Genomic DNA, 11,820 nt, shown 5'->3' with positions numbered 1-11,820 from the left:
ACCGTACTCGGCTCCATGCGACGAGGGGGCTCCGCCCACCGGCGAAGCCCCCTCCTGGTCGTCACCGGTCGCCGGCGAACCAGTCCTTCTGCGGGGTCTTGGCCGCGAGCGCGCCGCAGTTGGAGCCGTAGTTCCAGGCCTGCAGGTTGTCGATGACGCCGCCCCACTCCACGCAGGCGCCTCGCGCGAAGGCGTACACCGGCCCCGCGTACGAGCGGTACTCGCCCGCGTCGTACATGTCCTCGCTGCTGTCGACGTTGCGCACGTAGGCCACCATGTACTTCGGCGCGCCGGTGCTGTTGCGGATGGTCACCGTGCAGTTCTTGCCCGTCGCCGAGTTGTAGGTGAGGTAGACCGTGCCGGTCTTCCCGATCGGCATGGAGTTCACCACCTTGTAGCCGGAGCCGCAGACCCCGTTGTACGCGGCGGTCGCGCCGTTGGTGGCCGCACCGGCGGCGGGCGCGGTCACCAACAGCGCCGCTCCGATGGCCCCGACGGCGATCAACAACGTACCCACGGCTTGCATGGAACGCTTCATGGCACCTCGATCCGTGTATCGGACTGGCCTCCCCATGGTGTTGCTGAAGCCACCCGTTGAGACCTTTGCGCCTGTTCGGTGGTTGTACGCCGTTGACGACTGTTTACAGCCATTCGCGAAGAAGATCGCCGAGTGGCCGCCTACTTCCCGTGCGGGTCGGTCGCGTTGAGTGCGGCCACGACCTGGTCGTAGTCGCCGCGGGCCTCCCCGTGGCGCAGGAACTTCACGCGCTCGACCTGGATCTCCCGGGCATCGGGCTCCGCCTCTATCAGGGCGACGACCTCGGTGACGAACTCGTCGAGCGGCATGGCGTGCTCGTTGTCCTCCTGGCCGGGCAGCAGCGCGGTGCGCACGGACGGCGGTACGAGCTCCACGACCTTCACGGAGGTGTCGGCGAGCTGGAGCCGGACGGACTCGCTGAGCATGTGGATCGCGGCCTTCGACGCGTTGTAGCTGGGCGTGACCTTCAGCGGCGTGAAAGCCAGGCCGGAGGAGACGGTCATGATCGTGGCGTCCGGGCGGGTCCGCAGGTGTTCGACGAAGGCGGCGACGAGCCGGATCGGGCCGAGCACGTTGGTCGTCACCGTGGACTCCGCGGTGGCGAGGAAGGTGGCGGGATCGTGCCAGTCCTCGGCGTGCATCACGCCTGCCATCGTGACGAGGACGTTGAGGTCCGGATGGTCCGCGAGCACCTGCTCGGCGGCGGTCGCGATGCTCGCGGCGTCCGTGGTGTCGATCCGTACGGTGTCGATGCCGGGGTGGTCGGCCGCGATCCGTGCGAGCAGTTCGCCGCGCCGCCCGCCGACGATGACCTTGTTCCCGCGGGCTCGCAGCTCGAGGGCGAGGGCGAGGCCGATTCCGCTGGTGGAGCCGGGGATGAAGATGGTGTTTCCGGAGATGTCCATGGCTCGATCGTGGGCGGTGCGCGGGGCCGGGTGCAGAGACCGCTTGTCGGGGGATCGGCGATCCCTGGCTCAGCCATCGGCGCCGGGCGACAATCGACCGCATGGACCGTGCAGCACTGGCCGAATTCCTGCGCAGCCGCCGTGAGGCGCTGCGGCCTGAGGACACCGGACTTCCCACGGGCCCCCGCCGGCGGGCGAAGGGGCTGCGGCGCGAGGAGGTCGCCGCCCTCGCCGTGATGTCGACCGACTACTACACCCGGCTGGAGCAGCGGCGCGGCCCGCAGCCCAGCGAGCACATGCTGGCCTCGCTGGCCCGTGCGCTGCGGCTCACCGGCACCGAGCGCGACTACCTGTACCGGGTCGCCGGGCACAACGCGCCGACGTCACTGTCGGCCACCGCCCATGTCGCCCCGGCGCTCCTCAGGGTCCTCGACCGGCTCGACGACACCCCGGCGCTCGTCCTGACCGACCTGGGCGAGACGCTGGTGCAGAACCGGATGGCCGCGGCCCTGTTCGGGGACGCGTCCCGGCACACCGGGGCGGCGCGCAGCGCGATCTACCGCTGGTTCACCGACCCGGCGGAGCGGTCCCTCTACCCCGAGGCCGACCGGGACCGGCAGAGCCGCGCCCAGGTGGCGAACCTGCGCGCCGCCTACGGCCTGCGGGGTGCCCGGTCGCGGGCCGGCGAGCTGGTACGGACGCTGGAGAGGGCGAGCGAGGAGTTCGCCGAGCTGTGGGTCCGGCACGAGGTCGCGCGGCGCTTCGAGGACCACAAGACGCTCGTCCACCCGGAGCTGGGCCCGATCGAGGTGGACTGCCAGGCACTGTTCACGGAGGACCAGCAGCAGACGCTCCTGGTCCTCACCGCTCCCCCGCGCACGGAGGGCTACGAGAAACTGCGCCTGCTGGCCGTACTGGGCCTCGACACCTTCACCGAGGCGGACCGCTGACCGCGGGCCCGGGCCCACTCACTCGCACCCGTCGACCGCTCCCAGCTCGTCCAGTTCCCGGACGATCGAGGCGCGCAGTACGTCATGTCGCGGCCCCAGCCGGAACCGGTCGTCGCTCCACCGGTCCCGGGGATGGAGCCAGACGGGGGCACCGACCAGGTCGGCCGGCTCCCAGTCGTAGCGCGGCCACACGTGCGCGTGCAGGAAGGGGTCCGTGTTGCCGAGGATCTCCAGGTTGACGCGGCGGAAGGCGGGGTCCAGGTGCCGGCAGGCACGTTCCACCGCTTCGCCGAGGCGGTCCATGTCGGACAGGAAAGCCAGCCGTTTCGATCTCGGCAGGTCGGACAGCCGTTGCGCGTCCGGTTCGTCCACGAGGAGTACCGAGTAGCCCGGCAGGAACTGGACGTCCCCGATCACCGCGAACCCGGCCGCCAGTCGCCGCATCACGGTCGGGTTCTCACCCCTCAGCGCGGCCCCGATCCGATCCGTCCGCCAGTCATCAGCCATGGCCTGAAGCTACCTTCGCCGCCACCGCCCTCGAAGTCCGGCCGCCTCCGTCATGCTGGGGGCATGCCCTTTCCCGATGAGTCGGCTCCGGTGACCATGGTGGAGCACCAGCCGTGGTGGGCGGAGGACTTCGAGCGGCTGGCCGGTGTGCTGCGGGCTGCGCTCGGAGCCGAGGCCCGCGCGATCGACCACATCGGGTCCACCTCGGTGCCCGGACTCGCGGCCAAGGACTGCGTGGACGTCCAGGTCCAGGTCGACGCCCTCGACGGGGAGCGTCACGCCGGGCTCCTGGCCGCCGTCGGCTTCCGGTGCCGTCCGGAGCCGTGGAACCGGCAGGAGATCTCGGGCGGCCTGCCCTGCCCCAAGCTCGTGTTCGCACCGCCCGTCGGCACCCGCCGCTGCAACGTCCACCTGCGCGAAGTGGGTTCACCCAACGCCCGGTTCGCACTCCTGTTCCGCGACTACATGCGCTCGGACACCGCCACCCGCGACGCGTGGGGTGCCTTCAAGAAACGCCTCGCCCACAGCGTGCCGGACCTGTCCGACTACGGGCAGATCAAGGGGCCGGCGACCGAGGTGCTGATGGTTGCGGCGGAGCGCTGGGCGGCCGACACGGGGTGGCAGCCGGTGTCCGGCGGCCACAATCACGCGGAGGGCTGGTGAACCCCGGAAGTCGCTTCGCCCGATGCCGCCTCCGACCGGCGGCCCCACCTCAGCCGTGAGGGCCGAGGCGGCCGAGGGTTTCCTCCGGTGTCGCGCCGGGGCGCGTCCACTGGGGCACGGGGCGGCTGGTCCGGCCCCAGGTGGCGTTGCCGTCCGCGTCCGAGCGCCACGACCAGCACGGCTCGCCGCCCTCCGGCCGGCCCTCGGGCGTGTCCTCCCATGCCTCGCCACGGCCGTACGGCGTCATGTCGAGCAGGCCGAGGGAACCGTTGACCCGCTCGTTTCCGCGGCCCGTCGTGGAGTAGGTGAGGAAGACACGGTCGCCCTCACGCAGGTAGGAGGTGAGGTAGCCCATTTCGCCGCCGGCCGGTCCGTCCACGCCGCGGACCGAGTACCAGGGCTGGGTGTAGCCCATGAACTCGACGTAGGCGGCGACCTCTTCCCAGCGGCCCGTGGTCACGACGGCGAACGAGACGCCGCGGGCGTTGAGGTAGACGGGGTCCTTCAGGTGCCAGACCGTCGTGGTGCAGCCCTCGCACTGCCCCTGGTGCGGTGCGCCGTCGTACCACATGTGCTTGTAGACCACGAGCTCGTCTCGGCCCTGGAAGAGGTCCAGGAAGGGGACCGGCCCGTCGGGTCCGACGACCTCGACCGTCCCGTCGAACTCGACCATCGGCAGCCGGCGACGGGCCGCCGCGAGGGCGGCGTCACCGGCTCGGGTGTGTGCCTTCTCGCGGACCAGCAGCTCGTCACGGGCGGCCTGCCAGGTGGCCCGGTCCACCACGGGCGGACGGCCGGACGGCAGGGTGGTCGGGTCACTGGGCGTGTGCGCCATGACATCCTCCGTGGTGTCTCGTGCCGGGCGGCGCCGCGAGCGGGGACTACGACGCTCACGAGGTGCAGACTCGTGCCGCAGCCGGAACTCATCGCGGGGTGCCATTCACCGGGTTCATGGGCGCACCGGCCGACTACACGGTGGTGGTGATCCGGTCTCTGACCCCCGCGGTCCCGTGGCGGCTACAGCACCGTCGCCACGAGGCGGCGGGCGTGGGCGGCGTCGAGGCCGGCCGGGCGGAAGAGGATGCGGTACATCAGAGGGGCCACGACGTGGTCGACGACCGTCTCGGTGTCGGGCGTCCGCTCGCCGCGCGCGGTGGCGCGGGTGAGGATGACGTCGATCTGCTCGGCGGCATAGGCGGAGCACTGCCCGGCGTTGCTGCCGTCCGGATCGCCGAGCAGGGCGTCGCGGATGTAGGCGCGGCCGGAGGGGGAGGCCATCTCGTCCAGGAACTGCTCGGCCCACGCGGTCAGGTCGGCGCGCAGGTCGCCGGTGTCCTCGGGCGCCGTCTCGGGGCGCAGCCGCTCGACCGCCACGTCGGAAAGCAGTTCCTGGAGGTCGCCCCAGCGCCGGTAGATCGTCGACGGCGTCACCCCGGCGCGCTGGGCGACCATCGGGACGGTCAGGGCGTCCCGGCCCACTTCCGCCGCGAGTTCGCGTACGGCGGCGTGGACCGAGGCCTGGACTCGGGCGCTGCGCCCGCCGGGGCGCACCATCGGGCGGCTCATGGCTCCAGCCTAAAGCAAACGTGTTGCGTCTACGGGCCTGATCCACCTCGCTCAGGCCACCGGGGCCGGCTTGCGTGCGGGCATGGTCGCCTCGTACGCGCGACCCGTCCGCAGCAGCACGCTCTCGGCGAAGGGCCGGGCCATCAACTGCATGCCCACCGGCATGCCCGCGGAGTCGTGGCCGACCGGAACGGACAGGGACGGCAGCCCGGTGATGTTGGCCGGGGAGGACAGCCGCACGTAGGCGTCGGAGACGCTCTCGACGGTGCCGTCGGGCCAGGTGACGGTCTCGCTGCCGGCGGTCACGGCGGTGGCCGGGACCGTGGGGGCGGCGACGACGTCGACCTCGCCCAGCAGGCGGGCCCAGGCCTGCCGCATGAGCGTGCGGGCGCGCTGGGCACGCAAGTAGTCGCCGGCGGGCATGAGTTCACCGGCCTCGAGGAGGACGCGGACGTCCGCCTGGTACAGCTCGGGGACCGTACGCAGGGTCCGTTCGTGGTAGGCGGTGGCCTCCGGCACCATCAGCCCCCAGTGGGTGGCCCGGACGTGGCGTGCCATCGGGATGTCCACGTCGACGAGTTGCGCGCCGAGGTCCTGGAGCCGGGTGATCGCGCGCCGTACGGCCGCCTCCACCTCCGGGTGGACGTGGTCGAAGTAGTAGTTGCCCGGAACTCCGACGCGCAGCCCGGTCAGGTCCGTGCCCGCGCCCGGCGGGTGGACCGACCGCGGTGCGGGCACCGAGGCGGGGTCGCCGGGATCGGGTCCGACCAGCGCCGGCAGGACCAGGGCCGCGTCCTCCACGGTGCGGGTGACGGGGCCGACGTGGTCCAGGGACCAGGACAGTGACGTGACGCCGGTGCGGGGGACGAGGCCGTAGGTCGGCTTGAGTCCGACGACGCCGTTGAGCGCGACGGGCACCCGGATGGATCCGCCGGTGTCGGTTCCCAGGGCGAAGGTGGCGGCACCGGCCGCGACGGCGACGGCGGATCCGCCGCTGGAGCCGCCGGCGATCCGGTCGGGGTCCCAGGCGTTGCCGGTCTGCGGGGTGGTCAGGCCGTAGGCGAACTCGTGGGTGTGGGTCTTGCCGACCAGGACGGCGCCCGCCGCCGACAGACGCGCGGCCACAGTGCTGTCGCCCGGCGCGCTGTGGTCCGCGCGGACCCGGGAGCCGGCGGCGGTCGCCGTACCGGCGACGTCGAACAGGTCCTTCAGCCCCAGCGGGATCCCGTGCAGCGGTCCCCGATGGCGTCCGGCCGTGATCTCGTCCGCGGCCCGGCGGGCGGCGCGGCGGGCCCGCTCGCCCGTGACGGTGGCGTAGGCGTTCAGGTGCGGCTCCACCTCGTCGATCCGGTCGAGGACGGAGTCCACCAGCTCGACCGGGGACAGCCGCCGCGACCGGATCGCGTCGGCGGCGGCGGTCAGGGTCAGTTCATACGGCCGCATCGGGCTTCTCCTCCCCCGCGCGGTAGGCGGGTGCGGGCGGGGTGTCCCGGAAGTCGATCTCCCGGAGGGCGGCGACCACGGAGTGGATGTGGTCTGCGGTGGCCGCGACCGCGTCGAGGCGGTCGGCCGGAAGCGGGAGCCCCGCGCGGGCAGCCCAGCGGTACGCCTCCGGGGGCGTGAGTTCATCGGCGGACACGGGCGTTTCTCCTGATCGGATCGACGACGAGCGACAAGCGCAGCGGGGTCATCCCCGGGGCAACAAAAGCTAACTGTTTGCTTTAGTGGACCTTAGAGGCTACGGTTCTTTAACGCAAACAGATTGCTTTTAGCCTGAAGGGCTCGATCCGTCATGCCGACCCCCTCCTGGACCGTGGGCGACGTCACCGTCCACCGCGTCGACGAGGCTCCCCTGCCGCCCGCGACCGGCCCCTGGCTGCTGCCCGGCGCGACCACGGAGGTCGTCTCGCAACACCCCTGGCTGCGCCCCGACTTCGCCGACCCGGACGGCACCCTGCGCCTCGACAGTCACAGCTTCGCCTTCCACGCGGACGGGCTGCGGGTCCTCGTCGACACCGGCATCGGCAACGGCAAGGAGCGGGCCAACCCGGCCTGGCACGACCTGCGCACCGACTTCGTCGAACGCCTCACCGCCGCCGGATTCCCCCCGGACTCCGTCGACCTGGTGGTCCTCACCCACCTGCACGCCGACCACGTCGGCTGGAACACGCGGAAGGTGGACGGTGCGTGGATCCCCACCTTCCCCAACGCGCGCTACGTCACCTCACGCGCCGAGCGGGAGTTCTGGGCCACGTACGACATGGAGGAGGGCCGCCGGCAGATGTTCCGCGACTCCGTGATCCCCGTCGAGGAGGCGGGCCTGCTCGATCTCGTCGACGTGCCGGGCGAGGGCGTCGGGATCACACCGGGCCTGCGCCTGGTCCCCACCCCGGGCCACACCCCCGGCCACGTCGCCGTCGAGCTGACCGCGCGGGGGCGGACGGCGCTCATCAGCGGCGACTGCATCCACCACCCCGTGCAGCTCGCCAGTCCCGGGATCAGCGCCTGCGTGGACATCGACCCGGAGCAGGCCGAGGCCACGCGCCGCCGGCTGCTGGGCGACCTCGCCGGCACGGACACGCTCCTGCTCGGCACCCACTTCGCACCGCCCACCGCGGGCCGCGTCCGCGCGCACGGGGACGCCTACCGACTGGCGCCGGTGTCGTAGCGGTCGGCGGGGTGAGGCGGGCGGTTCGCCCGGGGCACTCTCTTGTCGATACCCGGAAACCGTAGGAGAGTATGGGCGAATGGGTTCCAAACAGCTGCTCAAGGGACTGCCCGAGGACGCCGACCTCAGGCGCGCGGACTCCCTCGCCCGGGAGATCTTCTCCGACGTCGCCAACAAGTGGGCGCTCCTGATCATCGAGGCGCTCGGTGAACGCACCCTGCGCTTCAGCGAGTTGCGGAACGAGGTCGAGGGCGTCAGCCACAAGATGCTCACGCAGAACCTCCGCATGCTGGAGCGCAACGGCCTGGTCGAGCGGACGGTGCACCCCACCGTGCCGCCGCGTGTCGAGTACACCCTCACCGAGCCGGGGCGGGCGCTGCGCGCCACGGTCGACGCCATGTGCGGCTGGACCCAGCAGTACCTCGGCCACATCGAGGACGCACGCGGTCGCTTCGGCGGCTGACGGGCGCCAGGGGGAAGGGGCAGGCCGATGAAGGCGGTGGTCCAGGAGCGCTTCGGCCCGCCCGAGGTGCTGCGGGTCGAGGAGATCGACCGGCCCCGGCCGGGGGACGGTCAGGTGCTGGTACGGGTACGCGCCGCCTCGGTGAACCCGTACGACTGGCACATGATGCGCGGCGACCCGTACGCGGCGCGGCTGACGGGTGGCATGGGGTTCAGGCGTCCGAAGTGCCCCGTGGCCGGCATCGACGTCGCCGGGGTGGTGGAGAGTGCCGGCACCGGTGTGGAAGGGCTCGGCCCCGGAGCCGAGGTGCTGGGCTTCTGCCCCGGTTCCTTCGCCGAGTACGGGTGCGCCCCGGCCGGGCTGCTGGTGCCCAAGCCGGCCGGCCTCACCTTCGAGCAGGCCGCCGCAGTTCCGATGGCCGCGGTGACCGCCCTGCGCGGCGTCCGGACCGTGGGGCGGGTCCGGTCCGGGCAGCGGGTGCTGGTCAACGGCGCGGGCGGTGGCGTGGGGACCTTCGCCGTGCAGATCGCCGCGGTGCTGGGCGCCGAGGTCACCGGAGTCTGCGGCGCCGGCAACGCCGACCTGGTGCGTTCCCTGGGCGCCGCGCACGTCGTCGACTACGCCCGACAGGACTTCACCGACGCGGGGGTTCGCTACGACGTGATCCTGGACAACGTGGGCAACCACCCGCCCGGCCGACTGCGCCGGGCGCTCACCCCCACCGGGGTTCTGGTGGCCAACGGGGGCGGCTCGCCCGGCCGGGTCTTCGGCGCGATCGGCTCCATGCTGAGGGTGACGGCGGCCAACGCCCTCACCCGGCAGCGGCTGGGCCCGATCCTCCCGGCGACCCCGGCCGGACCGGCGCGCGCGGACCTGCTCGCCGTCACCGCCCTCATCGAGGCCGGGCAGGTCGTCCCCGTGGTCGGCCGGACGTACGCGCTGGCCGACACGGCGGACGGAGTACGCCACGTGGAGCGGGGCCACGCCCGAGGCAAGACCGTGATCACCGTGTCCGGCGACGTCAGTGGAACCCCGTCCGGTCCGCCGTGACGTCGATGGTGTCCTTCACCATCGCCAGGGCCGCCCCCGTCGGACTCGACCGTCCGCCGCTCACGGTCACGTCGCCCGCGTCCGGACAGCCGAAGACCACGGCCTTCTCCGGCCCGGTGAGCGCGTACAGCGGATCCCCGGGTTCCGTCTCCTCCAGGCGTACGTCCACGAGGAGGGGCCGGTCCAGGGAGGCGACGGCGACCGCCCGCAGGCGACGCGAGCGGGAGGCCGCGCTCAGGGCCGCACCGGCGGTGCCCTCGTCCACGGGCTGCGCGCGCACGCGCACCGACGCCGGGTCCCAGCCCCAGGCCAGGGCGGCCAGCAGTCGCACCTTGGTGGCGGAGTCCGCGCCGGACAGGTCGGCCGACGGGTCCGCCTCCGCGATCCCGCGCCGCCGCGCCTCGTCGACCGCGTCGCCCAGCGAGTCGCCCTCGGCGAGGCGGTCGAGGACGAAGGTCACGGTGCCGTTCGGGCAGGCCCGGACGGTCCGGCAGCCCATGCCGCGCAGGGCGGTCCGCGACAGGTCGCCCGCGGGCAGCGCCGCCCCGGTCGCGCCGGAGATCCTGATCATGCTCCGCCCGGCGCGGGCCGCCGCGCCGAGGTCCCCCCAGTGGTCGAGCAGGTGGCTCTTGGTGGCCGTCACGACGTGGACGCCCCGGCGCAGCGCGGTTGCCGCCTCGGCCGCGGCGAGCGCGCGAAGTTCGGGCGAGGACGGCAGCGCCTGCGCGAACACGGCGGCGCCGGTCCGGTCGAGCGTCTCGTCCAGTGGCTCCGGCGGGTCCCAGGACGGGCGCGGTGGCACCGGCCGCCCGTCGTCTCCCAGCAGGCACTGACCCGAGCTCGCGCGAACGGCGCGGACCACCGGGCGCACGCCGTGCAGGCGGGCGAGTCCGTCCCCGTGCCCGGCCAGGTGGTCGACGTACGCCCGGCCGACCGGGCCGTATCCGGAAAGGACCACACCGGTCCGCGTCACTGCGCCCATCGATCCGGGCCCCTCTCGCCTGATGCCGCCGGTCCGCCGAGTGGCGCCCGACCCGGATGAGATCACACCATCGGAAGGATGACGGCGCGAGGGCCCGACGGGCCCGGGACGCCCGAACCGAATCGAACGAGCCGAGGTGAGGACCGTTGGCGACCGAGTCCGTGCGGTACCCGGGTGCGATCGTGCCCGTGGGGCACGTGGAGCCCGTGCCGCGCCGTGTCCGCGGGCTGATCGGCGGCCGTGCCGTCTTCGACACGCGGCGTGCGCTGTACGTCTGGGAATGGCCCCCGTATCCGCAGTTCGGCATCCCGCTCGACGACCTGGCCGAGGGGGCGGTGCTGACTCCTGACGGGGAGACCCGGACCCTGGGGGCCTGGCCCGCCCGGCGCCACTCCCTGCGCTTCGGGCCCGAGGTCCGCGAGGCGGCGGTCTGGGTCTGGGACGACGAGGCGCCGGAGCGGGTGCGCGGCACCGTCCGCTTCGAATGGGAGGCGCTGGACGACTGGTTCGAGGAGGACGAACCGGTCTTCGTGCATCCGCGGAGCCCTTACTCGCGGGTGGACGCCCTGCGCTCGTCCAGCAGCGTCCGCGTGGAGCTGAACGGCGAGGTGCTGGCGGACGCGCCGCACTGCGTGACCCTGTTCGAGACGGGCCTGCCCACGCGCTACTACCTCGACCGCGCGTACGTCGACTGGACACGGCTCCTGCCCTCGGAAACGGTCACCCGCTGCCCGTACAAGGGGACGACCAGCGGCTACTGGTCCCTGCGCTCCGATCCCGGGGCCCACTCGGACCTCCTCTGGGCGTACGACTTCCCGACCGCGCAGGTCCAGCGGATCGCCGGCCTGGTCGCGTTCTACGGCGAACAGGTCGGCCTCCGCGTGGACGGGAGGCCGGGCTGACGTCCACGTCAGTCCGCCCGCCCCTGCCCCGTGCCGCGCAGGTCCACGACGGTGGCCGCGAAGGCCAGCGGGCCGGGGAGCAGCGGGATCAGTACGGGTATCGACCAGGCGAGCAGCGCGGCCAGCACCACCGCCGCGGCCAGCAGCAGGCTCCCGCGAGGGCCCGCGACGGAGCGCAGGAGGCCCTCGCGCGGCGAGAGCCGGTGCGGGGCCGGCAGTGCGGTGGTGCGCAGGGCGACCACCGCCAGGCCGAGGGTGAGCAGGACCAGCGCCGGGGCCATGAGTCCCGCCCCGGGCAGGCTGCCGCGGATCAGCGCCGAGTCGACCAGCAGGGCGACGACCAGCAGCGGTACGGCCAGACCGCCGGCGAGCGAGCGCGGTGTCAGGTGGGCGCGCAGGTGCCCCAGGTAGCCGCCGGCCCCTCCGGGTGCGCCGTCCTCCACGGCCCGGCGCAGGGTCGCTGAGGCGGCGGCGAAGGCGGCCGGAGCGGTGACGACGGGAAGGCAGGCGACGCTGGTGAGCACTCCCACCAGCAGCACGTCCGCGAAGAGGGTGAACCCGGCCGAGAAGACCTCCCCGGGTTCGCGGCGGTCGCTCGGCGGCAGGGCCGGTGCCTGGGTCATGGT

General features: G+C 73.1%; 15 protein-coding genes. 6 read left to right on the top strand and 9 right to left on the bottom strand.

Going from position 1 to position 11,820, the window contains the following annotated elements:
* Positions 1-61 precede the first annotated feature (61 nt).
* Positions 62-526, bottom strand: a complete 465-nt coding sequence (locus tag ACGF3J_RS24220) for a spore-associated protein A (RefSeq protein ID WP_393854751.1) — start codon at positions 524-526, stop codon at positions 62-64.
* A gap of 152 nt (positions 527-678) precedes the next feature.
* Positions 679-1,443: an SDR family oxidoreductase gene (locus tag ACGF3J_RS24215; protein ID WP_393854750.1), complete on the bottom strand. Its 765-nt coding sequence runs from the start codon at positions 1,441-1,443 to the stop codon at positions 679-681.
* A gap of 101 nt (positions 1,444-1,544) precedes the next feature.
* Here ACGF3J_RS24215 and ACGF3J_RS24210 point away from each other — a divergent pair, with 101 nt between their 5' ends.
* On the top strand, positions 1,545-2,393 hold the full coding sequence (locus tag ACGF3J_RS24210; RefSeq protein WP_393854749.1) for a helix-turn-helix transcriptional regulator: 849 nt from the start codon (positions 1,545-1,547) through the stop codon (positions 2,391-2,393).
* Positions 2,394-2,411: 18 nt separating this feature from the next.
* On the opposite strand, the gene ACGF3J_RS24205 is transcribed toward ACGF3J_RS24210, so the two are convergent.
* Entirely contained in the window at positions 2,412-2,900 is a 489-nt protein-coding gene (locus ACGF3J_RS24205) for a diadenosine tetraphosphate hydrolase (protein ID WP_393854748.1), read from the bottom strand.
* A 63-nt stretch (positions 2,901-2,963) separates the two neighbouring features.
* Here ACGF3J_RS24205 and ACGF3J_RS24200 point away from each other — a divergent pair, with 63 nt between their 5' ends.
* Positions 2,964-3,563 carry a GrpB family protein gene (locus ACGF3J_RS24200; RefSeq protein ID WP_393854747.1) on the top strand — a complete coding sequence of 200 codons (600 nt, stop codon included), beginning with the start codon at positions 2,964-2,966 and terminating at the stop codon, positions 3,561-3,563.
* Positions 3,564-3,612: 49 nt separating this feature from the next.
* On the opposite strand, the gene ACGF3J_RS24195 is transcribed toward ACGF3J_RS24200, so the two are convergent.
* The 4 genes from ACGF3J_RS24195 to ACGF3J_RS24180 form a co-directional block, all read right to left on the bottom strand.
* Positions 3,613-4,398, bottom strand: coding sequence for a DUF899 family protein (locus ACGF3J_RS24195; RefSeq protein WP_393854746.1), 786 nt, complete (start codon positions 4,396-4,398; stop codon positions 3,613-3,615).
* Positions 4,399-4,580: 182 nt separating this feature from the next.
* On the bottom strand, positions 4,581-5,129 hold the full coding sequence (locus ACGF3J_RS24190) for a TetR/AcrR family transcriptional regulator (RefSeq protein ID WP_161327451.1): 549 nt from the start codon (positions 5,127-5,129) through the stop codon (positions 4,581-4,583).
* Between the two features lie 51 nt (positions 5,130-5,180).
* The gene (locus tag ACGF3J_RS24185) at positions 5,181-6,572 is read right to left on the bottom strand and encodes an amidase (protein ID WP_393854745.1); all 1,392 of its coding nucleotides are present in this window, start codon (positions 6,570-6,572) and stop codon (positions 5,181-5,183) included.
* The gene (locus ACGF3J_RS24180) at positions 6,559-6,768 is read right to left on the bottom strand and encodes a hypothetical protein (protein ID WP_393854744.1); all 210 of its coding nucleotides are present in this window, start codon (positions 6,766-6,768) and stop codon (positions 6,559-6,561) included. Before ACGF3J_RS24180 ends, ACGF3J_RS24185 begins: the two co-directional genes overlap by 14 nt.
* Before the next feature lie 153 nt (positions 6,769-6,921).
* Between ACGF3J_RS24180 and ACGF3J_RS24175 the strand changes: the two genes are divergently transcribed.
* The 3 genes from ACGF3J_RS24175 (at position 6,922) to ACGF3J_RS24165 (ending at position 9,310) form a co-directional block, all read left to right on the top strand.
* Complete coding sequence (locus ACGF3J_RS24175; protein ID WP_393854743.1) at positions 6,922-7,797, top strand: MBL fold metallo-hydrolase; 876 nt, start codon at positions 6,922-6,924, stop codon at positions 7,795-7,797.
* A gap of 79 nt (positions 7,798-7,876) precedes the next feature.
* Positions 7,877-8,260, top strand: coding sequence for a helix-turn-helix domain-containing protein (locus ACGF3J_RS24170; protein WP_161325988.1), 384 nt, complete (start codon positions 7,877-7,879; stop codon positions 8,258-8,260).
* A gap of 27 nt (positions 8,261-8,287) precedes the next feature.
* Positions 8,288-9,310, top strand: a complete 1,023-nt coding sequence (locus ACGF3J_RS24165) for an NAD(P)-dependent alcohol dehydrogenase (protein WP_393854742.1) — start codon at positions 8,288-8,290, stop codon at positions 9,308-9,310.
* On the opposite strand, the gene ACGF3J_RS24160 is transcribed toward ACGF3J_RS24165, so the two are convergent.
* A complete protein-coding gene (locus ACGF3J_RS24160; protein ID WP_393854741.1) occupies positions 9,282-10,292 on the bottom strand; it encodes a homoserine dehydrogenase in 1,011 nt (336 codons plus the stop codon). The genes ACGF3J_RS24165 and ACGF3J_RS24160 overlap by 29 nt on opposite strands.
* Before the next feature lie 146 nt (positions 10,293-10,438).
* Between ACGF3J_RS24160 and ACGF3J_RS24155 the strand changes: the two genes are divergently transcribed.
* Entirely contained in the window at positions 10,439-11,194 is a 756-nt protein-coding gene (locus ACGF3J_RS24155; protein WP_393854740.1) for a DUF427 domain-containing protein, read from the top strand.
* An 8-nt stretch (positions 11,195-11,202) separates the two neighbouring features.
* On the opposite strand, the gene ACGF3J_RS24150 is transcribed toward ACGF3J_RS24155, so the two are convergent.
* A complete protein-coding gene (locus ACGF3J_RS24150) occupies positions 11,203-11,817 on the bottom strand; it encodes a hypothetical protein (protein ID WP_393854739.1) in 615 nt (204 codons plus the stop codon).
* Between the last annotated feature and the right edge of the window lie 3 nt (positions 11,818-11,820).

It is taken from the genome of Streptomyces sp. NPDC048171, from assembly GCF_043202655.1.
Classification (GTDB): domain Bacteria; phylum Actinomycetota; class Actinomycetes; order Streptomycetales; family Streptomycetaceae; genus Streptomyces.
The sequence above is the reverse complement of the archived record's forward strand: the minus strand, read 5'-3'. Positions and strand labels throughout refer to the sequence as shown.

Bases quoted from the DNA above. Each gene is read 5' to 3' on its own strand.
- ACGF3J_RS24170 (WP_161325988.1), top strand. From the start codon at position 7,877: ATGGGTTCCAAACAGCTGCTCAAGGGACTGCCCGAGGACGCCGACCTC.
- ACGF3J_RS24185 (WP_393854745.1), bottom strand. From the start codon at position 6,572: ATGCGGCCGTATGAACTGACCCTGACCGCCGCCGCCGACGCGATCCGG.
- ACGF3J_RS24160 (WP_393854741.1), bottom strand. From the start codon at position 10,292: ATGGGCGCAGTGACGCGGACCGGTGTGGTCCTTTCCGGATACGGCCCG.
- ACGF3J_RS24210 (WP_393854749.1), top strand. From the start codon at position 1,545: ATGGACCGTGCAGCACTGGCCGAATTCCTGCGCAGCCGCCGTGAGGCG.
- ACGF3J_RS24175 (WP_393854743.1), top strand. From the start codon at position 6,922: ATGCCGACCCCCTCCTGGACCGTGGGCGACGTCACCGTCCACCGCGTC.
- ACGF3J_RS24190 (WP_161327451.1), bottom strand. From the start codon at position 5,129: ATGAGCCGCCCGATGGTGCGCCCCGGCGGGCGCAGCGCCCGAGTCCAG.
- ACGF3J_RS24200 (WP_393854747.1), top strand. From the start codon at position 2,964: ATGCCCTTTCCCGATGAGTCGGCTCCGGTGACCATGGTGGAGCACCAG.
- ACGF3J_RS24220 (WP_393854751.1), bottom strand. From the start codon at position 526: ATGCAAGCCGTGGGTACGTTGTTGATCGCCGTCGGGGCCATCGGAGCG.
- ACGF3J_RS24150 (WP_393854739.1), bottom strand. From the start codon at position 11,817: ATGACCCAGGCACCGGCCCTGCCGCCGAGCGACCGCCGCGAACCCGGG.
- ACGF3J_RS24215 (WP_393854750.1), bottom strand. From the start codon at position 1,443: ATGGACATCTCCGGAAACACCATCTTCATCCCCGGCTCCACCAGCGGA.
- ACGF3J_RS24195 (WP_393854746.1), bottom strand. From the start codon at position 4,398: ATGGCGCACACGCCCAGTGACCCGACCACCCTGCCGTCCGGCCGTCCG.
- ACGF3J_RS24205 (WP_393854748.1), bottom strand. From the start codon at position 2,900: ATGGCTGATGACTGGCGGACGGATCGGATCGGGGCCGCGCTGAGGGGT.
- ACGF3J_RS24165 (WP_393854742.1), top strand. From the start codon at position 8,288: ATGAAGGCGGTGGTCCAGGAGCGCTTCGGCCCGCCCGAGGTGCTGCGG.